This is a genomic window from Marinomonas transparens (assembly GCF_016463975.1).
Lineage (GTDB): Bacteria > Pseudomonadota > Gammaproteobacteria > Pseudomonadales > Marinomonadaceae > Marinomonas > Marinomonas transparens.
Genome location: NZ_JAEMNX010000029.1, coordinates 1 through 21,340, shown reverse-complemented (window position 1 = coordinate 21,340; position 21,340 = coordinate 1). Strand labels below are relative to the sequence as shown.

Here is a 21,340-nt window from a genome sequence, read left to right as displayed (position 1 = left end):
TTCTGTAATTCTACTCAGCTTAAAGAGTCGTTTCGTCTTGATTTTCTCTAAGCTGATGTATGTGTTGGATCAGGGCTCTTAGCTTTGCGGGTTTGGCGGGCTTTGCCATATAAGTCACATTTTCTCTTTTACATTCTTCGACTAAGCTTGCATCACGCATGGCGGTAATCAATACCGCTGGAATGTTTTTCTCCGCACGGGTTCTTAATTCACGGATCAAAGACAGTCCATTTTGATTGTTATCAAGGTGATAATCCACTAGCAATAATTCCGCTTCCCCTGTGGCGTTTAAAGCCTCGTCAAAACGACCAAAGGTGCGACAATCACATTGCCAGTGGGTTAATAATTCGCTCATGGCGGTGAGGTTATTGACTTCATCATCAATGCACCAGACGTTGCAATGGGATAGTTTATCGTGGCTTTTGGCTGAGTTTTTTGGTGTTGGTAATGCGGTAACAAGATCACTTTTTGCCAAGGGAATGCAAATACTAAAACAGCTGCCTTTACTCGGCGTTGAGTGGATTTCTGTCGCCAAGCCTAATTGTTTTTGCATTCGGCGTACTAGGCCAAGGCCCAACCCCATGCCCGGTTCTTGAGTGTTTTCCCAACGGTAAAAGTCATCAAAAATCTTTTTTTGTTCGGTGAGCGGAATGCCGACGCCGGTATCCCATACCTGTAAATAAACGACTCCGTTTCTAGGCCTTGTACTTAATAATACGCGGCCTTTTTGGGTGTACTTGACGGCATTTGAAACAAAGTTTTGGATGATGCGTCGTAAATAAATAGGGTCTGTATGCACCCTGAAGGATCTTAAGCGAGTCGTGAGCTTCAAGTTCTTATTTTCGGCAATGACACCAAATTCGGCGATGATAGGCGCAAGAATGTCCTGCAAGTCACAATCAATTAGCTTAGGAGTCACTGCGCCTTGATCAAGGCGAGCAATCTCTAATAGGGTTGAAATCAGCGCCTCGGTGGACTCTAAGGTATCAGATAATTTATTGATGACTTGGCCTGTCTCTGGCGGTAACTGAGTGGATTGCAGCACGCCCATATAAAGCTTGGCGGCGTTTAATGGCTGTAGAATGTCATGGCTGGCAAGGGCGAGAAATTCCGTCTTCGACGCATTGGCGCGCTCGGCTTCGGCCTTGGCACTGGTTAAGGCTTTTTCGGCCTGATTACGGCGTTCGATTTCTTGCAGCAGTTCGTGGTTAACGCTTTGTACTTCTTCGCTGCGTGCTTCGACGCGCTTTTCTAGGTCAATATTGGCATCTTTTAAGGCCTGTTGGCTTTCAATGTGATCGGTGACATCGGTAAAACTAGTGACAAAACCGCCGTCTGGTAATGGGGTGCCAACCATTTCTATCACTCGACCACTGCCTCTACGGCGTAGGAAACGATGGGCGGTGCCTTTGCGCAAGTGATCTAAACGTTTATGGATCAGCTCTTCGATTTCTCCCGCACCACATTCGCCACGCTCTGCATTAAAGCGAATAAGTTCTTCAACTGGCAGGCCAACCTTGAGTAGGCCTTCTGGATAAGGGTAGAGAGAAGAATAGGTTTTGTTCCAGGCAACAATACGTAGATCTTTGTCAACCACGCTGATGCCTTGGTCCAAATTTTCCATGGAAACAAATAACAGGTTTTGGCTGAACTGGATGGCTTGGGTGGTTTCGTCCAAATAGGTCATCATTTCTTCTACCTTGATTTGTTTATCGATCAAGATGGAATTAATGATGGTACGGGCGGAAGAACCGCCGAGTACACCGCCTAATATTCGTTCGCAGTAATCGACAAAAAGGCGGTTTGGCGTGGTGCTACTGGATAGAGTTTGGCTGTAGTCCTGTTCAAAACTGTGCAGTACCTGTTGGCATTTTTGCTTGCCTAAAAAGGTTTCTAATAGCACAAAAAAATCACCATTTGTCGCCTTGCTTTTGGGCTTGAAGAAACGATTTTCTAACTCCGCCGTTGGGCTAACAAAAGCAGTGGATTGGATGCGATCAATTAACCGTTCGGTGGATAATAAGGAGCCCACCACATAACCGATGACATTTGCCAATAAACTAATAAATGAACCGTAGCTAATGAGTTCAGAGCGCGATTGGGCGTCTTCTATTCCCCAGCTCATGTTGCCGGTGAGTGGCATCATCATTAATAATACCCAGCACAGAAAGCCGAGGGTTAATCCCGTATAAACCCCATAGGCATGGCCGCGTTTCCAGTAGAGTCCACCCAATACCGCTGGCATGAGTTGTAAGACGAGCGAAAAGGCGACCAGCCCTGTTCCCGCGAGGGGTTCGTTATTGGCCATTTTTTGATAATACAAAAACGACAGGGTCAAAATCCCCATCATGGCTAAGCGGCGAATCATTAATATACGACGGCGATATAATGGCAAACCCTGTTGCTGTGCGCTGGCTCTGGCTAACATTAAGGGGAGTATCACATCATTACTGATCATGATGCTTAGGGCAAAGGTGGCGATGATGATCATGGCGGTGGTTGCTGACATACCGCCAAGGAAAATGAGCATCTGCAAGGGCAGATTGTCCGAGGCAAGGGCGAATTGAATTACATAGGTGTCGGCATTCACATCGGCAGAAAATAAGCTTTGTCCTGCAATGGCGATGGGCGGAATAATCACCGCAAAAATTAATAGGTATACGGGAAACAACCAACGCGCCATATTGGACTGTCGATTATGCTGATGGTCGACCACGGTGACATGGAATTGGCGCGGTAAGCAGATTACGGCCGCCGCTGACATAAAGGTTTGCATGAGGAAGGTGAAAGACAAAAACTGCTCAGGTTGCCAGACACTCAAATCCACACTGCTACCAATGGACTCTAAACTGCTGTCTCTGGTCATAATGATCGCCACCAGACCCACAGCAATAATGGCGATAAGCTTGAATAAGGACTCGGCTCCAATTGCCAACATCATGCCGGAACGGTACTCAGTGACTTCGACTTTGCGAGTACCAAAGAGCATGGCAAATATGCCGATCAAAACGGTAGCACTAAGTACGACAAGGCTGGTGGCGGATTCATCTTGATGAACAAATAGGGCGAAGTTTGAGCCGATGGCTTTCAGTTGTAGGGCAATATAAGGGATGATGGCGAGCATGCAAATTAGGATGACTAGGGGCGCAGTCATTGGGCGTTTGCCGTAGCGTGAAGAAATAAAGTCAGCGATGGAAGTGATGTTTTGCTTATGGCTCACCGTGATCATCTTACGAAGAAAAGGGAAAGCGAACAGGTACAAAAGCACCGGCCCTAATAGAATGGGCAGATAACTCCAACCATTTCGGGATGCTTCACCAATGGAGCCATAGAAGGTCCATGCAGTACAGTAAATCGCTAACGACAAACTGTAGACTAGTGGATGGTGGGTAAGCTTTTTAGCAGTTGGGCTTTCTTTATCTCCCCAAATGGCGATCCAGAACAGTCCTAAAACATAAAGAATCGCTAACAGAACCCAGAAAACCGTCATTGAATTATGTACCTGAATATCAGCTTGTTTGTGTATGAGCCCCTTGCACGACTATTGGCTAGTAACATTAACATGGCAGGCTTCATTGTTAAGTAAGACCTTTTTGTCGCAAGTATCAATAGCTTGGCCTCACCATGAATGTAGCACAGCTAAGTCGGTAATCCTCTACGACTTAGGTCTTGTTGGGCAAGCGGAGATTCTTCACTATTGTAAAAGAGTGCTTTTCAGAAGGTGCTGTCTCTATCTTTTGAGTCTAATGTTAAACTCTATGACATAACGTAGACGACAGAACGAAGAGACGGATTATTATGAGCCAATTTTCTTACAGCGAAAATATTAAAGCCTTCCATGCGCACCTTTATTATCGTGATGAAGCAGGTACCGAGCTTGCCAAACAAATTGCTAAACAAGCAGAAGCGTTATTTGAAATCAAAGTAGGGCGCTTTCATCAAAAGCAAGTTGGTCCCCATCCACTTTGGAGTTGTCAATTGTCTTTTGCAGCGGAAACGTTTGGTAAAATTATTCCTTGGCTAATGTTTAATCGCCAAACACTCGACGTATTTGTGCACCCATTAACCGGTAACGATTACGTGGATCATACCCAAGGCGTTAGTTGGTTGGGCAATTCGCATACCCTTAATACGGCTCAATTTACCCCTCCTAGTGACTACCCTTCAGAGTAAAAAAGCCATGCTGATTCGTAACGCTAAGATTCAAGATACTCAAGCGATTGCTAGAGTGGCGGAGGCATTAGGCTATAAAAAGACACAAGAGAGTCAGTCTGATGGTATTTTTCATCAACGATTAACGCATTTACTGGATTCCATTAATGACCAAGTTTGGGTCGCAGAATTAGATGGTCAGGTGATAGGTTGGCTGCATGCGCAACACGCTTACCGCGCCGCATCTGCTGACTTTATTGAAATATTGGGACTGTCGGTGGACTCAAACGCTCGTCAACAAGGGGGCGGTCGGGCTTTAGTTGAAAAGGCAAAGCACTGGGCAGAGACCGAAAACATCACCTTGCGAGTACGAACGAATGAAACCCGCGAGGTAGCGAAGGCGTTTTATGCTGCCCTTGGCTTTTCTCTCTCTAAAAAACAGGCCGTGTTTGAGGCTGGTGCATGATTTTTTCTGAGGTAATGGCCATTAGATTGGCGTTTTTCACCCTTTGACCGGTCGTTGAATGCCCTGTTGCACTGCTCGCATATGCCATAAAGTGGAGAGACTTATTATGAGGTTCTCTTAACCGGAATAGTTCAGGAGCAAGCCATGTTAGACATTCGACCCAACTGTGAATGCTGTGACAAAGATTTACCGACAGACTCAACAGAAGCCATGATTTGTTCCTATGAGTGTACCTTCTGCAGAGACTGTGTGGCGGACCTACTCAACAATGTTTGTCCCAACTGTGGCGGTGGTTTTAGCTTAAGACCCGTTAGACCTAGACACAGTTATCGTGACGGTGTCAGTGTCATTCACCAACCGGCTTCTGAAGAGAGAGTCCATACCCGTTACTCAACACCGGAATTGCAATCTTTTAGTGATGACATTAAGCATATTAGTCCCGCAGAAAGGTAGTGGGGTAATGGCGACATAAGGTTTAAAACGACTGAAATACGATTTCTTTTTTTAATTAATTTAAAAACTCCCCTATAAAAATCGTCGATCATCCCAAACTTGATGCTGTATGGTAGTTATTGTGTTTATGGGACGTTATCATGACACCACAAACTATCGCTGGGTTCGTACCGTGTCGGTGTTACATAACATCTGCTGGCTTTTATTAAGCGCTCGTCCCCTCACTCATTATTTTAGCTGGAGAACAGGATGCAAATCGCAGAAAATACCGTTGTAAGCATGCACTACACATTGACCGATGAACAAGGAGAGACGCTAGACTCTTCAATTGGTCAAGATCCTCTTGTGTTTTTAAGTGGAGCGCAAAATATTATCGACGGTCTAGATAAAGCGCTTCAAGGTAAAAAGTCAGGTGAAAAACTCACCGTTGCGGTTTCTCCAGAAGAAGGTTACGGCGAAATTCACCAAGAACTTATTCAAAAAGTACCTCGTGAAAATTTCCAAGGCGTTGATGATATCCAAGTAGGTATGCAATTCATGGCACAAACGCCAGATGGTCAACAGCCAGTGACGGTTATCGAAGTTGAAGAAGACGGCGTTATGTTAGATGGTAATCATCCTCTAGCAGGAAAAATGTTGAACTTCGATGTTGAAGTGCTTGAAGTGCGTGAAGCGTCTGCGGAAGAGTTGGAGCACGGGCATGTACATGGTGAGGGCGGTCATCAGCACTAGGCTCCATAAGGCCTCTTTGAGTCATTAAGAACAACCTAAAAAGCGGCTTCGACTTGTTTTAGATGCAAGTAGAAGCCGTTTTTTTATGTTGGAAGAAAGTAAATCTGACGTGAGAAAGGGGTTCTAGCTATATCTCTTATAAAATAATCCACTTGACGGATAAGCCCGTACAACCTCAATATAAAATTCTCTTATAGAATACAGTTCAACATTCGGAGCCGGATATGAAGAAGGCAAAGATTACACTGATACTATTGCTTAGCTTTTTTTTGAACGCCTGTACGTCGTCCTTTGTGTATAACAATATTGATTGGCTACTCTATTGGTATGTTGGTGATTATGTTGACCTAACGTCTGATCAAAAGGCAACCTTGGATGAGTATGTCGCGTCATGGCACCATTGGCATCGCTCCACGGAGCTTAAAAAATATCAGGCTCAACTCAAAAATCTGCAAGCAAAATTGCCGTCTTCACCGCTCAATCAGGAGCAATGGTTAACCGAGTTTTATCAAGCACAACAGCACTTCTATCGCTTTCGTAATGAAATTGCCCCTGAACTTGCGGCGATGGCACAGCAATTATCCGCTCAACAGCTAGAAGGATTATTGGTCACATGGAAGAAAAAAAACCTAGAAAGACAATCTGAGAATGGAGGGGAAAGTAAGGACGAGCGGTTAATCAGCCGACAGAAAGATCTCGCAGAACAGCTTGAGGAAAACATCGGCAAGCTAACGCCATTGCAAATAAAAATGACTCAGCAGTATGCGCAGCAATTTGCCTCGACTTCCGAGCAACGAATGCTTTACCAATCGACGCTTCAACAGGTTGTTAGAAAGCTCTTTGCGAAGCAAAGTGCACCAGAGTTTCAACAGCAACTCACTTCTATCATTAGCAACCCTGATCAATACAAAACACCAGAATACAAAGCAGCTTCTGAGCAGAATAAACGTTTATATGCCCAAATGCTGGCAGACCTGAATCTCTCTCTCACTGAAAAGCAGAAGCAAACGCTCAACGCCAAGCTCGAAGACTGGATTCGTCTTATTGATAAATTAATTTTAGACTAGTATTCCACGGTAATAATCTTTCTAGGGTGAGCAAAGATAAAGAAACGGCTTCGGGCTTGTTCTCAATGCAAGTCGAAGCCGTTTCTTTATGTGCAGGAGTTGAATCAGTGTTAAGCAAAGCGTGTTTGAAGGTAGCGGATAATCTCTGTGGAGTCATATAGCCATTCAACTTTGCCGTCTTGTTCGATACGTAAACAGGGGACTTTTACTTGGCCACCACCGGTCAATAACTCGTCACGAAAAGGCGAGCCTTGTGAAGCACTGCGCTTGTCAATCGGTAGGTTCAGCTTGTACATCGCACGGCGAGTTTTGATGCAAAAAGGGCAGGCAAAAAACTGGTAGAGCGCTAGGCTTTTTACTTCGTCATTAACTTGCTGCTGCTTTTCTAGCGAACGCTTTAACTTTGTTCCCCGTGTTGCCAGATCCATGATCGCAATAATGACGCCCAGTAGATTACGGATAAATTTAACCAATATTTTCATTTATAGCGCTCGATGATGATTTTTGGAAGATTAATAACAAGGCTATTCTAACGGCAAAGAGTGGACTTTTTAAGTGCTTATTTTGGGGGCAGCGATTGCCTTCAAAACCGTGGTTAGCTTGTCACACAGTGCTGAGATTCTGGCAAATTGGGTATTAACCATCAGTGAAAACCCACTGTTTCTTTTGTTTTTGATTAACATTTTGCTGTTCATCGTTAGTATGTTTCTTGACGCTGGTCCAGCCATTATTATTTTGGGACCCATTCTAGGTTCTATCTTTATCAACTTTGGTATCGATCCTATTCATTTTGCCATCATTATGAGTGTGAATTTAACGGTTGGTTTAGCAACGCTGCCCATGGGGCCGGTGTTATTTGTGGCCTCCAGTGTGTCTGCTGAGTGGAGCGGTACAGGCCGAAGACTTTAATCTGCGTGCGGTCGCCAATTCGAATGAAAACGATGAAGATTATGATGGTTTGGTGGTATTCAAAGACTTCATTGAGTCTCACTCAAATGGTCGTATTGCTGTTGACATTTATATGGGGACGCAACTTTGTGGTAAAGGTGTGGAATGTCTTGAAGCATTGGAATACGGCTCTGTCGACGTTTATATCTCTACTTCTGGTAGTGCCGCTTCCATGCTCCCTTATGTGCAGGTATTGGATTTGCCCTATTTATTACCGGATGACCGAGTGGCAGAAAAAGTCTTGGAAGGGGATTTTACCCGCCAGCTCCGTACACAGATCTTAGAAGACTCTGATAATAATGTGCGCTTGATGACAGTGGGTAATACTGGCGGCTGGCGTAACTTTGCGAATACCAAGCGTTCGGTGAAAACACCGGATGATTTGAAGGGCTTGAAAATACGTACTGTGGTAGCAGATTTGCCACAGGAGCTAGTACGCTCAATGGGAGCGAGCCCAGCACCGATTCCATGGGGGGATTTGTTTACTTCATTCCAAACGGGGGTTGTAGAAGGTTCTAAAAATGGCATCACAGATATTATGGGCATGAAGTTCACCGAAGCGGGTTTGAAGTATCTTACGCTAGATGGCCATGCGTATATGTCGGCGCTTTGGTATATGAATAACGAGGTCTTTATGAATATGCCTAAAGACTTACGTCGTGTGATGGTGGATGGCTTTAGTGCTTTGCAACAGGCTACGTTTGCTTCACCAAAACCTAAGTCAATTAAGGCTTACCAAGAGTTTGTGAAACAGGTGGGACTACGTATGTTCCGACGCCAGCTGAAAAAGCGGAATTCAAGAGATCTGCTGAGCCAGTTTATCGCTGGTTTAAAAATAACATTAAAGATGGAGATAAGTGGTTCAACTTGTTGTCTGCATCGGTTAGTAAGGCAGAAAAAGAAATTGCAGCAGAATACGAGCAAGACTTGAATTCGCGAGTGATCAAGACTAAAGAGGCCATTTGGTCTCTTTTTTTGACAAATTTTTATTGAATTATTTTAATAAATTGGCGGTGGCTACAGCTTTATTTTATTTTGGCGCTAAGGAGGGAGAGCGGGTTTGATATTTTTTAAAATGAATAAGATGATATTTTAAATAGTCTTTGTTTATCTGATTTGATTTATTTAATAGGGTTTCATTATTTTAATTTGTCTCAATTATCTCAAATGTCTCTTAATTTTTAATAATTTCTATTTATTTTTTATTGATAAATAGACAGCCTATATTCTGGTTGTTACTATTTTTCCGTTTATTAATATATAGAAAGGATTTGTCTAGCCTTACCCTCATTTGTTCGTTTTTACTCTTTGGTTATTTTTTAACTCATTTTATATTTAAATGATAAAGTCCTGTCAATTTATTTTGTAAAAAAGAGTTTTTTATTTAGACTGATGTGTTTTATATATTATTATTTTTAGGCTTTTCATAAAACCATAATGGTTGATGGTTAAGGAAGGTGATGGGTTTAGTAAATTTAAGAGAATGGAAGTGAAAGGTTGTTTTGGCGTTTTTGAAAACTTAAACCTTTATACGATCATCGTATGAATGGTTAAAATGGAGGATGGAAAAGGATGAGAATATTATTTATTACAACGAGTCATAATGGGCTGAGTCAAAGAGCATGGAGTGAACTTCTTGCGAAAGGACATGATATAAAAATTCAGTTAGCCACATCGGATGACGCAATGCTTGATGCGGTAGAAGCATTTAGACCTGAGCTGATATTAGCGCCATTTTTAAAGAAAGCTATCCCCGATATCATTTGGAAAAATCATACGTGTTTAATCGTTCATCCCGGAATTAAAGGGGATCGTGGTCCATCATCATTGGATTGGGCAATAATGCGAGGCTACAAGGAGTGGGGAGTTACGATATTGCAAGCCGCAGAAGAGATGGATGCTGGAGATATTTGGTCTTCTAATAATTTTCCTATGCGGGATGTGAGCAAAAGTAACCTGTATCGACACGAGGTAACAGCGGCAGCTCTTAAGGGAATACACGACGCCGTGTCTAAATTCGAATCATTGGATTTTGTTCCAGAGGCGTTGAATTACTCAAATCCTGACGTGAAAGGGTGTTGGAATGATCCAATAAAAAGAGTGGACCGTGCAATTGACTGGGCTTCGTCATCACAAGATATTATCGCAAAAATTAAAGCCGCTGATAGTACCCCCGGAGTCTTAGAAAGCCATATTTTTCCTTTCCCTTGTTTTATGTATGGTGCACACCTTGAAGATAAGCTAAAAGGAAATGCAGGCGAGATATTAGCACAACGAGATAGCGCTATTTGCATTGCAACAGGAGATGGCGCGATATGGGTTTCGCACCTTAAGAAAGAACTCTCAGGGGGCTTTAAACTTCCTGCAATGAAGGTTCTTGCAGGGCATATTGCTGAGCCAATGTTTTCTGCTAGAGATATTTTCAATGACGATTTATCGATAAAAACATTTAGGGAAATTTGGTATCGAGAAGAAGACAATGTGAGTTACTTATATTTTGATTTTTACAATGGCGCAATGAGCACAGAGCAATGTCTTAGGTTGAGAGAGGCATTTTGGAATGTTCAAAGTCAAAGAAAAACTCAAATCATTGTATTAATGGGGGGGCATGATATTTGGTCCAATGGAATTCATTTAAATGTGATTGAAAATGCAATAAGCCCTGCTCAAGAGTCTTGGGATAATATTGTTGCCATGGACGATTTTGTATGTGATGTGGTTTCCTGTACGTCCCATTATATTATTTCTGCTTTGCACGGTAATGCCGGTGCTGGAGGTGCTGTCATGGCGTTAGCCGCAGACGAGGTAATTGCCAGAGAAGGGGTGGTTTTTAATCCGCATTATAAAAAGATGGGATTATTTGGTTCGGAGTATTGGACTTATTTACTACCCAAAAGAGTTGGTGTGGATAAAGCGAATCAATTAACCTCGGAGTGTTTACCGGTGGATACAAAAAAAGCCTTAGAAATTGGGCTTATTGATGCGGCATTTGGTCAAAATGTGAAAGCGTTTCGGGATAATCTCAGCAAGAGAGTGGAGGCAATAAAAAATACAATTGACTTTGAAAAATTTACTTCTGAAAAAAGAAAAAAATTATTAAGTGAGGAAGCGATAAAAAGTTTAAATGATTACCGAAATGATGAGTTGAGAGAAATGTGGGTGAATTTCAATAGCCTTAATAGTCCATACCATATTTTACGCTACTCATTTGTACATAAAATAGATTGTGTAAATCAACCAAAAACTTATCAGCCTGATCGTTTAGAGTCTATTCCGAATGTCAATTAAAATGGTGTTCACATAATTTAGAAAGGTATTAACTAGGGAAGGTGCGAATAAGTCTACTAAACCTCACAGGGCATGACCTAGAAGCTGAATTCTTTGTTGAGTACCTCGAAAGTAGGCCAACTATTTACATTCGGTACTCACCTCGAATAACTGGCTTTTATCTACGTGCTGATGCCTATATGGATATAGGCTATTAGGGCAATGCAGGAGCAATTGCCGAGATAAGAGGACTTGTTCGCACCTTCCCTAGAGGGAATCTAAGCGTCATACGCCTACATGGATATAGGCAATGTAGAACAGGAGATAAGCTAGTTTTTTTATGCCTTACAAGGCCTTCTCCTTGTTCTATTCTAATGGCTCGATGGCTGCTTCAACCTTGATTTTATAATCCTCAGGTAGAGGAATGGCTGACTTTAATGTTTTTGAAAAACATACATAAGTTACTTCTGCGTCAGCGACTAATGCCTGTGTATCGGCGTTAACCACTCGCTGCTTCATAGTGATGCTACGATTACCCAGTTTGGCAAAGGCAGTTTGTACTTCTAGCGTATCGCCAAAATTACCTTCTGAGCGAAAGTTAATATTGATATTCACCACAGCCCAAGCGAACCCTTGCTTCATCATGTCAGAGTCAGCACTAAAATCATCAAAAAATGCCCACCGCCCTTCTTCTAAGAACTCTAAATAGCGGGCGTTATTGACGTGTTGAAAAACATCTAGATGGTAGCCCCTAACTTTTATTTGTGTTTTGTTGATCATTGGCTGCTTCTTCATGATTGAGAGTTTAAAGAGATTACTTATCCTGATGGCAGAAGCAAAGAACAAATTCATTCAATTCTACTGGCATAAAGTGGGTGAAAGCATTTGATAATCGGTAGTTTGTTTCATAGGCTGGGTAGATGATAGAAGACACTTTTACTGTATTACAAAGCAAAATTTTGAGCTGTCAGTACTGTGCTGATTCTCTTCCTTTGCCTCCCAAACCTATTATTCAGATCCATCCAGAAGCGAAACTATTGATCGCAGGCCAAGCACCGGGACAAAAAGCCCATGATATGGGGAGACCGTTTGATGATTTGAGTGGCGATCGCTTACGAGATTGGCTAGGTATTACAAAAGATGTTTTTTATGATGCCGAGCAGGTGGCTATTGTGCCCATGGGCTTTTGCTTTCCCGGCAATAGTTTTTTTAAAAACGGTAAATCAGCCAGCAATAAGTCAGGTGATTTACCGCCGAGACCTGAGTGTGCCATTCAGTGGCGTGAGGACCTGTTGAGTCAGTTGAGCAAGATTGAACTGACCATTGTATTGGGCGCTTATGCCCAAGACTACCATTTAGGTTGTTCTGGTAAGGTTACAGAACAGGTGAAAAAGTGGTCTTTTTGGTTAGAACAGGGCAAGTTAGCATTACCCCACCCAAGCCCAAGAAATAATCGCTGGCTAAAGCAAAACCCTTGGTTTGAAGTTGATGTTTTGCCCATACTTAAAGCGCGAGTGAAGACGTTGCTTCAGGTGTCGGTTGGATAGGTTAAGGTCATAAGGTAATGCTCTATATCGTCTTCCATATAGGGAGCAGAGCAAGTCAAAAAGCCATGGCTTTTATAGAAGTTTTCAAGACGTGATTGGGCGCCAATTTTAATATCAGTATTGGGCCATAAGCTAAAAGCTTGTTGAATGGCTTTGCTGATTAATACGTGGCCTATTTGGGCTTTGCGGTGTTTCTCTGCGACGACAACACGTCCTATGCTGCAATGAGAAGAGTAGCAATCGCCCTTTGCTAAAAGTCTGGCGTAAGCAATGACTTTATTGTCTTGTAGCGCATACAGGTGTCGAGTGTCGGCAAGGGGATCCAGACCATCTAATTCGGGGAAAGGGCAGTTTTGCTCTACCACAAACACATCGCAACGTAGTTTGAGCAAGTCATAGAGGGTGTGGGTGGATAGTTCACTAAATGACTGGCAGTGCCATGTGATCATGTTTTTCTCTTTATCAGTAATGTGAAAGGATGGACTGTTAATATTATGCCTAGGAAATGGTGCTATGAACATGCAAGCGTTCTCGAAGCAAGTTGGGTTATCGGCTTATACGCTTCGTTATTATGAAAAAATAGGGTTACTGAAAAATATTCGACGTAATGCTAGTGGCCATCGATCCTATTCGAATAAAGATCGAGAGTGGGTGGGTTTTATTGTGCGCTTGAAAGAGACTGGTATGCCCCTAGAGAACATTTTGCAATACGCTGAGTTGCGAGAAATAGGCAAGGGTACCCTAGTTGAGCGTCAGCAGCTTTTAGAGCAACATCAAGCCTATTTAACAAGGCATATCGCTTTGCAGTTAAGCCACTTGGAGGCCTTGGAGAGTAAAATCAATTGGTACAAAAGTAACAAAATGAATTGACTTAGAGGGAACTCTAACTTGTAAGGTGTGGCTTCTAACAAGATTGATGGGAGTATCGCGATGGGCAATTCAAGATTTGATTTAGGTTTAGAGCGGCTGGCTAGTATTGATGGGGAGGCGGGCTACAAGGTGATAGAGAGCCTACAAGACATTTGTCCAGACTTGGCTAAGTTTACTATTGAGTATCCATTTGGAGATATTTATTCGCGGCCGGGGTTAGACCTCAAGTCTAGGGAGATCGCCACGGTGGCAGCGCTGACCGCATTAGGCCATTGTCGGCCTCAGTTGAAAGTGCATTTAAATGCAGCGTTAAATGCTGGCTGTAGCGAAGAGCAAGTAAAAGAAGTATTACTACAAATGTCTGTCTATACGGGTTTTCCTGCAGCATTAAATGGCATGTTTGCTTTGAAAGAAGTGTTGCTGGAGCGACAGGTCGAATAGCCTATTGAAGTGCTTTGTTAATAGGTTTTTATCAAAAAAATACTGTCGGTGTGGTCATGTTGATATTAGACATGGAGCAAGAGAAAAGAAGCGCTTGTGGTTAAGTCGGAAGGCGTGAAAGGGAGGTCGGCAGGAAGCCAATAGCATCATTAAACCATTGATACTGTAACAACGGGAATGCTCTAAAAGGATATATCAATTGACCATAAACCCTTTTAGCAGCATTGCTCCGTTTTACAGTGTTATCGCTTTACTTTCATCGTTTTCCAAACGCTTGTTATTAACCTGAGCTTGATAATTAACTATGGTACATGGGGCACAAATTCAAATTCACAAACCTGTGAATGACAATCTTCTGTTGGTATGGTTTTAAGGCGACTATCATTTTCAAGTTTAGCAATAGAGTAACCTTCTATTGCTTCAATTCTGAATTTATCTTGGCCTAGTGGGACAATGTTAAAGTCACAATCATTGTCGGTGCAATTTTCTATCAACCTTGCATTTCTTCTGAGGATGACGTGCGATAGATCTTGCCCATTGTAGATTCTTGCCCCTAGTCCTAATACTCCCAACGCTCTTGTGATGACCCCGTTTGTGGGGTTTATGGACTGCTTACCATCATTAAGCGTTTTTACTATAAAATCACATTCAGCACTGTCACATGCATCAAGCCCTCCTGTTTCAAGTGTGACTGGAAAACCTTGTTGTGAATGTTTTGCTACTGTGTCCCAGGTCTCAACACGAACAGGGTAGCCAGTACCCACATGAATAAGTCGATAGAGAATATTAGACTCAAGGCTAGGCCGTTCTTTTGGTAAGTCACATTGGTCAACCAAGGTCCCTAGTTCGCCTAAAATTGACTGATTATATTCACACTCAGAAAATATATTGGGCGCTGTACCAGTCATCCAACGTGGCGGTTGCATGGGTTGACGACGTAAATCATCTTGTGTGTTTATTGTCGTATCTATCGTTAATGCCGCCACGGAAAGAGGAGCAAAGTTAGTGTCGTTGACGTGACACTCTAGACAAAATGCATTGTTGCTACTATCGGGTCTAGGTTGGTTCCAATGTAAAGGCCCTTCTGGGAAGATAAATGGCTGTCTTAACGTTGTCTTGTTTTCTGCGGTGAATAGGTCTGGGTTAGCCGCTTTCTCTTTTGCAAAACCTCGTTCTTCTGTGTAGTTGTGTACACAAGCATATTGTGGATAGGTGCCATATTGTGTTTGGTCTATCGCGTCAGATATACGTTGATGACTGGTTGCTGAATATTGGGATGCTATTTGTGACCATTTAGTATTTTGAGAGTCCGCTGGGATACCGACTAGTGTGCCATAGCCATGATTACAAGTGGATTCTAAGTCAGGACGATAGGCGAATACTTTAAAGTCATCTAACCAGCCTCGAAAACCATTGTCGCTACTTTCTGTTAATGCTCCAAGCACGATAGGCCCTGTTATAAATGCCTGATGCTGTGGGGTTGTCCATTGCGTGAGTAAAAATCCATTAAGGAAAACATCAATTTTTACCGTTTCTTGGTCTACTGGGTGGAACTGTAGGGCAAGGTGCCGCCATGTTTTGTCGGTCAAAGCAAACCCTGATAGGTCAGCTTCAAATAGCATATCTTGCTCTGAACTGCCTTCTACCTGGTAGCGTAGTGTCGAATGAGACACATCTAGAGTAGAGCCATCCGCAAAGTTTAATATGCGTTTGCTTTGTTGATCATCGACCTGGCGAGGGTCTAAAAATACACTGACGAAAGCTTGATCCAGTGGTTTACCAATGTCAAAAGAGACACCAGACACACCATCTAACCATAAGCCTTTACCAATAATGCCTCCTTTAGCAATGGGTTCAATACGTATATTACCGTGAGTGACTCCATAATTTGGGGTGAATTCGTTGGGCCCCGTGGCTGCATTTTGAATACGAGGTGCTAGGGTGAAACCTCTTCCTCCATGTGTGTAGGTACTGTCAAAGCCATCGTTATGACGCATATTGAGATCGTTTCTAGTGTAGCTCTGCTTGATCGGCCCTTCGTCACCAACATCGTGGGTGATTGAGGCATTCATATTGGCAATAATAATACTATGTTGGTTTAGGAAATCATCAAAGGCCACATCTGCAGTGGCTCTGCCTGTGCTAAATCGCCATACTACATCTCTAGGAGTGCTGGGTACTAAATTGGGATTGTAATTAAAAATATTTTCTATTGAGTCAATGAAGGTTGTGTTTTTAGCCCCCATGGGAGGAAGTACAGCATCCCGTGTATCTCTTGATGCACCGACTCGCTCCCATACAGAATTGCCTTGTTCGTCTATGTAGAGACTGACTTCTTTCTGAGCGTCTGTTGTGCTGGCCAAGCCAGAGTCTGCGTTGGCATACGCACCATCTAGCAAAACCATTTTACCGTTGGTCCAAGCCCCCATTACTAAAACACCTTGGGCATGAAGGCCATCTTCTGTATTCGCTGGGCCAGCACAATCTTCAAGGCAGCGCGAATCATATCGAGCGCGCCATCCAATGCCAGCATAGCCTGTGTTATAAAATAGCCTTGAACGTATCGCGGTAAAAAAGATATTGCTGCCTTCACGGTCAATCCATGGATAGGTTCCTTTTAATGGTTCACCATTGACTAAAACATTGCCTTCCGAATCCCGGAATGGCTGTTTCGCAAAGCCATATTTGTTATTCACCTTGGCATCGAAGGGAGCATGTGTAATTGGGTAAGGGCCTTGCATTTTAGTGATATCACAGGCTTCCGCATCGTCAGGAATAACGCCATAAACCATATCGTAGGAACCGCTTTTAATCGTTCCATCATTGGTCTGCCATTCAAACTCGATAGGCTGTCCTGCTGGCCGCATCCGAAATACTACGAGTCGTCCATCACCTGTAAACATCGGCTCAAGAAACCTATGTACATTAGGCATAGAAGGGCCAAAACTGTCTCCTTCTATTTGAGTGATATTAACGATATTGGCTTCTGGTGTTTTAGGGGAGGCAATTTCTACGCTGAATTTACTACGGATAAGTCTCATGCCATCGGCAGTGCTGCCAGAACTAATTAAAGACAACTCGTAGCAATCATTGTCTCCACATTGTTTGGGGTTAATAATGGCATTTTCATTGATACTGTCGGGAAATACCGAACTGCCATCGCACAAGGTGGTGTGATGTCCTCCTCCCATGTTATGGGAGACAATATCGCTTAAAAAACCAGGCGGAATACCGGGCTCTAATAGATCGAAGTCGGTGGTGATTGCCTCCGGTCGGATTGCTGTAAAAAAGCGCGTGTTCCCGCCAGGGCGTTTAATATAATGCCCTACTCTACCATCGTTACTGGTACGAATTGCCGGGATGTGGGGAGCAGTATATTGACCATCTTGTATGCTAGCGGTGGTGATATCTAATGCCGGAACATCTGGTATAACAGTGATAGGGTAAAAAGCCGTTAGCTCTGGATGGATTGTTGCTGCGTGTGCGCTACTAAATGATATCAGCAGACCTATTAGGGATGAGTGTAGGGATGTGTGTTGGTAATTTAGAATTGATTTTTTCATGATTGCTTCTCCTTTAGCATTCAGCATCTCTTCGTAACGTTTGCTTTGTATCAAAGTGCTGTTTCAAGAAAAGATTTAAATTTCTGTTATCCAATTGTTCTGAATCAAGCAAGTTCTATTTGTCAGGTATGTGTAAATATTACGACTAATTGTAGGTCAGTATGAGGAGCTTTTCGTATCTTTCTGCGCTCATATTTTTTGTTGGAAGGGGTTGTACAGCCTTTTCTTATATAAAACTAGATGTTACCTAGAATTGTTGCTTGTTATCTTTTTTTACTTGCTTTGCCATATAAGTAGAGTCTTTTCAGTGACAAGTAATTTAGTTGCTGACAATAGGGTCTATTGTTGGCCAATAGGCAAAGCTGTGCTTGATGAGTGAGATAGGATTGGCTTTACTCGGGGCGGTTTATTGAGTGTTCTGGGCATGAAAAATTGGCGAGCACATGCCCATCAATATTGCAGGTAAAAGTAGCGAATAAACGGAATAATAGAAAGAGGGGGTTGAGTAGAGAGTCCTTGTGGTTAAGCAGGATGCAATAAAATGGCGTTGTTAGCCTATTTTAAGCCCTGCGAAACCTCTTAGGAGCAATCGTATTAAGCGTGCTGAGCAAAAGAAGGCACTAGGTTTTTCGTGATTGATACAACTTTTTTAATCGTTTTGTTAGTGCCGCCAACAACAAGCGCCATAACATCAGCGATAAATTCAGCACGTTGAGCGTTTGCAAGTGCTGTGATTTTGTCCGCTTCGCTCATGTAAGAAGTATTGATGTTGTCTAGTAAATCAGTAGCAGGTTTGATGTTGTTCATGATGTAGCTCCCTTATTTGTATTGGGTTAAAAGCGCTAAAGCGAGCGCTGTTTCAATGCTTTGTATAATAGAAACCAAGGCCGGTTAAGACAAACGATAAAAAATACTCCATTAGGTGAAAAAAACTAATCAATTGCTCGTATTGTTCCATATTTGATCAGAGCTTTATTCTGATTTAGGCCAAAGTTCGTTATAAACATCAGACGTTGATTCTCTTGTATATGGTGGCGCTTACATTTGTTTACATAAAACGAAATGAAAGAGCCTCTTCTGTATAGAGAAATGTAATGTTTATGTGGTTTTATGTAGTCATCAAAGTGTAGTTTCCTACATCATATTGCCTTAACCATGGAGGGGGTTGTGCCATCGTGTCCCATAAGAGTTAGAAGTTGTCTAAATCTATTTATTATTATTTTTTCTTATTATGGTATGGCGTTACCCGTTAAAGCAGCTGATCCCATACCTTCGTCTACTACTTCTAGTAACGCAACGGAATTTCGGCTACGAGACAAGGCAGCACAAGAAAGCTTAGATAAAAAATTGGAGAACACTTCTCCACCGATTCAATTGCCCGAAGTAGAACCTATTACCGAATTACCTGAAGAGACACATTGTTTTTTTATTAAGGAAATTCAGATCGAAGGCCTACTGTCTGAATGGGCTAAATTAAATGGCGAGGGTTATATTGGCCAATGTATTGGTCATGAGGCGATTTCTGCCTACGTACGTTTGATTGATCAAAAGCTTTTGGCAGAGGGGTATGTGACATCGCGAGCAGTATTGCCAGAGCAAAATATTGCTTCTGGCTTACTGGTAATAGAAATACAGGCTGGTGTTATTGAAAAAATTGTTTTCCCAGATGATTACTTATTTATCTGGGAAAACGCACTGCCCATGTACCCCGGAAAGGTGCTTAACCTTAGGGACATGGAGCAAGCTGTTGATCAACTGAATCGACTGCAATCACAAAGTGTTGAATTTAAGATAGAGCCGGGCAGTTATGGTGGGGCCAGTATTTTGGTGGCTGAAGTGGTTTCTAAGAAGCCGTGGACAGTGAACGCCTCCATTGATGACAGTGGTAGCGCACAAACAGGAAGGTATCCGGTGTCGTATGGAGCAACCTTAGACAATGTATTGGGTGTTCAAGACAGTTTGAGTTTTTCTGGGTCAAGGGCTCGACAGGCAGAAACAGGCGCGTCAAATAGCACTTCATTCGGTTGGAGTTTACCCATGGGCTATTGGCTACTAGAGGCGAATACTAGTTGGTTTGACTATCGTCAAAAAGTTACCGGAGATGTAATAGATTTTGAATTGAGTGGTTTGGGGAAAGATAAAAAAATATCCTTGAATAGGGTGGTGTTTAGAGATAATAAAACAAAGGCCAATTTATTTGCTTCCCTCAAAACGCGTAAAAGACGCAGTTTTAACAATGATACAGAGATTCAGAATCAGAGTCGTAATCTTACTGAACTGGAGTTTGGAGGATCTTATAGACGCTATATTAAATCAGCGGTACTTGATGTTTCTCTGAGTGCCCATCAGGGAATTGCGGGAGTGCTTGGTGCAACAGAAGTAGACCCTGATGCAGATCCGAGTAGTGCGCAACCTGACTATCGCTTTTATACCATGGTGGCTTCCATTAGCTCGCCTTTTTCCTTGCTGGAAAAGCCGTTGAATTATTCTGGCCGCTTTTTTATGCAGTATGCCGATACGCCCATTTATTCTCTTGATTGGTTTTCTATTGGAGGGCGCTATACCGTTAGGGGGTTTACTGGCGTTGAATCACTCAGTGCTGTAAATGGTTGGCGATTAAGAAACGATTTAGCGTTACCTTTCGAAATGGAAGACTTGTCTAGTACGGTCTATTTGGGGTTGGATATTGGTCAGGTAGAAAATGAAGAAGACGAAGAAGGCTTAAGCAATACACTGATGGGAATTAGCTTAGGGCTTAAAGGGGAATTACTTGGCGTTGGCTATGACTTCTTTATTGCTGAACCTTTTTTGGCTCATGGCCCTTATGCTAAATCACATGATTCTAAAGTGAGTTTGATGCTGTCAGCCGCATTTTAGTCTTTTATTAAACGTTATTCAGGGATGGGAAAATGATGTTACCTGTGATTCGGTTGTTTAAAATATGGCATGTGATTGTTGGTCGTTTTTCTTTCAATAAAAAGGCTTCTCTTTTTATTTTTTCTGTTCGTCCTATTCCGCGTTATTCGTCTCATCAATCTTTGTTGGCACCTTGTCGTAAACACCAAAAACATATTGCCTTAATTCTGCTGTCTTCGTATTTTTCTATGCCGGGTGTCTTGTTGGCGCAGGGCGTGTCGGCGGCGAATACCGCCCATGCCCCTGCGTTTGATACGGCGGCCAATGGTGTGCCGATCGTTAATATCAATGCACCGAGCGTCAAAGGCGTGTCCCGTAATCAATACAATGAACTGAATGTCGATGCTAAAGGTTTAATCTTCAACAACTCGACGGCCATAGTGCAAACCAAATTGGCAGGTTATGTGGATGGCAATAAGCGCTTAGGCGGTAAAAGCGCGGGTATTATTCTGAACGAAGTACTGGGCAATAGTCGCAGTGCTTTGAATGGGTATATGGAGATCGCAGGGCAAAGAGCCCAGCTGATTATCGCCAACCAAAGTGGCATTACCTGTAATGGCTGTGGCTTTATCAACACCAGTCGCGGCATGTTAACCACTGGCGCATCGGTGTTTGATGCCTTTGGTAACCTAAGTGGCTTTGATGTGTCCCGAGGGGATGTGGACATCACAGGGTTAGGGTTTAACGACACGGACACCGACGAAGTAGACATACTGGCTCGCAGTGTCAGCCTAAACGCAGAAATGTGGGCCAACCAAGCCACCATCATTACCGGTGATAACCTCATTGATTACCAAGACAAGTCCGTAAAGGCTCGCTCTACTGGGGAAAAAGAAGGCTTCTCACTGGATGTCGCTGCCATCGGTGGCATGTACGCCAACCGTATTCGCTTGATCGGTACTGAAAAAGGCCTAGGGG

At 42.9% G+C, this 21,340-nt stretch carries 19 protein-coding genes; 13 read left to right on the top strand and 6 right to left on the bottom strand.

The genetic code is table 11. From position 1 onward, the window contains the following. Window positions 1-19: 19 nt before the first annotated feature. The gene (locus I8J31_RS18570) at window positions 20-3,490 is read right to left on the bottom strand and encodes a PAS domain-containing hybrid sensor histidine kinase/response regulator (protein ID WP_199470080.1); all 3,471 of its coding nucleotides are present in this window, start codon (window positions 3,488-3,490) and stop codon (window positions 20-22) included. Window positions 3,491-3,798: 308 nt separating this feature from the next. Here I8J31_RS18570 and I8J31_RS18565 point away from each other — a divergent pair, with 308 nt between their 5' ends. The 5 genes from I8J31_RS18565 (at window position 3,799) to I8J31_RS18545 (ending at window position 6,870) form a co-directional block, all read left to right on the top strand. After that, complete coding sequence (locus tag I8J31_RS18565) at window positions 3,799-4,173, top strand: DOPA 4,5-dioxygenase family protein (protein WP_199470079.1); 375 nt, start codon at window positions 3,799-3,801, stop codon at window positions 4,171-4,173. A 7-nt stretch (window positions 4,174-4,180) separates the two neighbouring features. Then, a complete protein-coding gene (locus I8J31_RS18560) occupies window positions 4,181-4,618 on the top strand; it encodes a GNAT family N-acetyltransferase (RefSeq protein ID WP_199470078.1) in 438 nt (145 codons plus the stop codon). A 144-nt stretch (window positions 4,619-4,762) separates the two neighbouring features. Next, the gene (locus tag I8J31_RS18555) at window positions 4,763-5,071 is read left to right on the top strand and encodes a DUF1272 domain-containing protein (protein WP_199470077.1); all 309 of its coding nucleotides are present in this window, start codon (window positions 4,763-4,765) and stop codon (window positions 5,069-5,071) included. Between the two features lie 249 nt (window positions 5,072-5,320). Next, window positions 5,321-5,803, top strand: coding sequence for an FKBP-type peptidyl-prolyl cis-trans isomerase (locus tag I8J31_RS18550; RefSeq protein ID WP_199470076.1), 483 nt, complete (start codon window positions 5,321-5,323; stop codon window positions 5,801-5,803). A gap of 224 nt (window positions 5,804-6,027) precedes the next feature. Beyond that, a complete protein-coding gene (locus I8J31_RS18545; RefSeq protein WP_199470075.1) occupies window positions 6,028-6,870 on the top strand; it encodes a DUF6279 family lipoprotein in 843 nt (280 codons plus the stop codon). Between the two features lie 110 nt (window positions 6,871-6,980). Here the strand turns inward: I8J31_RS18545 and I8J31_RS18540 are convergent, their stop codons facing one another. Continuing rightward, complete coding sequence (locus tag I8J31_RS18540; RefSeq protein WP_233402904.1) at window positions 6,981-7,352, bottom strand: glutathione S-transferase N-terminal domain-containing protein; 372 nt, start codon at window positions 7,350-7,352, stop codon at window positions 6,981-6,983. Between the two features lie 73 nt (window positions 7,353-7,425). On the opposite strand from I8J31_RS18540, the gene I8J31_RS18535 reads away from it, so the two are divergent. From I8J31_RS18535 to I8J31_RS18525, 3 genes are all read left to right on the top strand, one after another. Beyond that, window positions 7,426-7,779, top strand: a complete 354-nt coding sequence (locus I8J31_RS18535) for a TRAP transporter large permease subunit (protein WP_325101225.1) — start codon at window positions 7,426-7,428, stop codon at window positions 7,777-7,779. Continuing rightward, complete coding sequence (gene dctP / locus I8J31_RS18530; protein ID WP_233402903.1) at window positions 7,727-8,749, top strand: TRAP transporter substrate-binding protein DctP; 1,023 nt, start codon at window positions 7,727-7,729, stop codon at window positions 8,747-8,749. Before I8J31_RS18535 ends, dctP begins: the two co-directional genes overlap by 53 nt. 641 nt (window positions 8,750-9,390) lie before the next feature. Next, window positions 9,391-11,106, top strand: a complete 1,716-nt coding sequence (locus I8J31_RS18525; RefSeq protein WP_199470074.1) for a hydrogenase maturation protein — start codon at window positions 9,391-9,393, stop codon at window positions 11,104-11,106. A gap of 345 nt (window positions 11,107-11,451) precedes the next feature. Here the strand turns inward: I8J31_RS18525 and I8J31_RS18520 are convergent, their stop codons facing one another. After that, on the bottom strand, window positions 11,452-11,865 hold the full coding sequence (locus I8J31_RS18520; protein ID WP_199470073.1) for an acyl-CoA thioesterase: 414 nt from the start codon (window positions 11,863-11,865) through the stop codon (window positions 11,452-11,454). Window positions 11,866-12,005: 140 nt separating this feature from the next. Between I8J31_RS18520 and I8J31_RS18515 the strand changes: the two genes are divergently transcribed. After that, window positions 12,006-12,632 (top strand): uracil-DNA glycosylase family protein, encoded by a 627-nt coding sequence (locus I8J31_RS18515; protein WP_199470072.1) that lies wholly within the window; start codon window positions 12,006-12,008, stop codon window positions 12,630-12,632. Here I8J31_RS18515 and I8J31_RS18510 read toward each other — a convergent pair. Next, entirely contained in the window at window positions 12,614-13,081 is a 468-nt protein-coding gene (locus I8J31_RS18510) for a GNAT family N-acetyltransferase (RefSeq protein ID WP_199470071.1), read from the bottom strand. The two genes, I8J31_RS18515 and I8J31_RS18510, sit on opposite strands and share 19 nt — an antisense overlap. A 64-nt stretch (window positions 13,082-13,145) precedes the next feature. On the opposite strand from I8J31_RS18510, the gene I8J31_RS18505 reads away from it, so the two are divergent. Both I8J31_RS18505 and I8J31_RS18500 read left to right on the top strand, forming a co-directional pair. Then, window positions 13,146-13,502 (top strand): MerR family transcriptional regulator, encoded by a 357-nt coding sequence (locus tag I8J31_RS18505; protein WP_199470070.1) that lies wholly within the window; start codon window positions 13,146-13,148, stop codon window positions 13,500-13,502. A 60-nt stretch (window positions 13,503-13,562) separates the two neighbouring features. After that, the gene (locus I8J31_RS18500; RefSeq protein WP_199470069.1) at window positions 13,563-13,943 is read left to right on the top strand and encodes a carboxymuconolactone decarboxylase family protein; all 381 of its coding nucleotides are present in this window, start codon (window positions 13,563-13,565) and stop codon (window positions 13,941-13,943) included. 302 nt (window positions 13,944-14,245) lie between these two features. Here the strand turns inward: I8J31_RS18500 and I8J31_RS18495 are convergent, their stop codons facing one another. Both I8J31_RS18495 and I8J31_RS18490 read right to left on the bottom strand, forming a co-directional pair. Beyond that, window positions 14,246-17,506, bottom strand: a complete 3,261-nt coding sequence (locus tag I8J31_RS18495; RefSeq protein WP_199470068.1) for a LamG domain-containing protein — start codon at window positions 17,504-17,506, stop codon at window positions 14,246-14,248. Between the two features lie 594 nt (window positions 17,507-18,100). Further along, window positions 18,101-18,313 (bottom strand): hypothetical protein, encoded by a 213-nt coding sequence (locus I8J31_RS18490; RefSeq protein ID WP_199470067.1) that lies wholly within the window; start codon window positions 18,311-18,313, stop codon window positions 18,101-18,103. Between the two features lie 360 nt (window positions 18,314-18,673). Between I8J31_RS18490 and I8J31_RS18485 the strand changes: the two genes are divergently transcribed. Further along, on the top strand, window positions 18,674-20,383 hold the full coding sequence (locus tag I8J31_RS18485) for a ShlB/FhaC/HecB family hemolysin secretion/activation protein (protein WP_199470066.1): 1,710 nt from the start codon (window positions 18,674-18,676) through the stop codon (window positions 20,381-20,383). Between the two features lie 32 nt (window positions 20,384-20,415). Next, on the top strand, window positions 20,416-21,340 hold a 925-nt coding region (locus tag I8J31_RS18480; protein ID WP_199470065.1), incomplete at its 3' end, for a filamentous hemagglutinin N-terminal domain-containing protein.

What these genes read in the sequence shown, in the direction of transcription:
- I8J31_RS18570 (WP_199470080.1), bottom strand. Translation starts at nt 3,490, where the DNA reads ATGACGGTTTTCTGGGTTCTGTTAGCGATTCTTTATGTTTTAGGACTG.
- I8J31_RS18565 (WP_199470079.1), top strand. Translation starts at nt 3,799, where the DNA reads ATGAGCCAATTTTCTTACAGCGAAAATATTAAAGCCTTCCATGCGCAC.
- I8J31_RS18560 (WP_199470078.1), top strand. Translation starts at nt 4,181, where the DNA reads ATGCTGATTCGTAACGCTAAGATTCAAGATACTCAAGCGATTGCTAGA.
- I8J31_RS18555 (WP_199470077.1), top strand. Translation starts at nt 4,763, where the DNA reads ATGTTAGACATTCGACCCAACTGTGAATGCTGTGACAAAGATTTACCG.
- I8J31_RS18550 (WP_199470076.1), top strand. Translation starts at nt 5,321, where the DNA reads ATGCAAATCGCAGAAAATACCGTTGTAAGCATGCACTACACATTGACC.
- I8J31_RS18545 (WP_199470075.1), top strand. Translation starts at nt 6,028, where the DNA reads ATGAAGAAGGCAAAGATTACACTGATACTATTGCTTAGCTTTTTTTTG.
- I8J31_RS18540 (WP_233402904.1), bottom strand. Translation starts at nt 7,352, where the DNA reads ATGAAAATATTGGTTAAATTTATCCGTAATCTACTGGGCGTCATTATT.
- I8J31_RS18525 (WP_199470074.1), top strand. Translation starts at nt 9,391, where the DNA reads ATGAGAATATTATTTATTACAACGAGTCATAATGGGCTGAGTCAAAGA.
- I8J31_RS18520 (WP_199470073.1), bottom strand. Translation starts at nt 11,865, where the DNA reads ATGATCAACAAAACACAAATAAAAGTTAGGGGCTACCATCTAGATGTT.
- I8J31_RS18515 (WP_199470072.1), top strand. Translation starts at nt 12,006, where the DNA reads ATGATAGAAGACACTTTTACTGTATTACAAAGCAAAATTTTGAGCTGT.
- I8J31_RS18510 (WP_199470071.1), bottom strand. Translation starts at nt 13,081, where the DNA reads ATGATCACATGGCACTGCCAGTCATTTAGTGAACTATCCACCCACACC.
- I8J31_RS18505 (WP_199470070.1), top strand. Translation starts at nt 13,146, where the DNA reads ATGAACATGCAAGCGTTCTCGAAGCAAGTTGGGTTATCGGCTTATACG.
- I8J31_RS18500 (WP_199470069.1), top strand. Translation starts at nt 13,563, where the DNA reads ATGGGCAATTCAAGATTTGATTTAGGTTTAGAGCGGCTGGCTAGTATT.
- I8J31_RS18495 (WP_199470068.1), bottom strand. Translation starts at nt 17,506, where the DNA reads ATGAAAAAATCAATTCTAAATTACCAACACACATCCCTACACTCATCC.
- I8J31_RS18490 (WP_199470067.1), bottom strand. Translation starts at nt 18,313, where the DNA reads ATGAACAACATCAAACCTGCTACTGATTTACTAGACAACATCAATACT.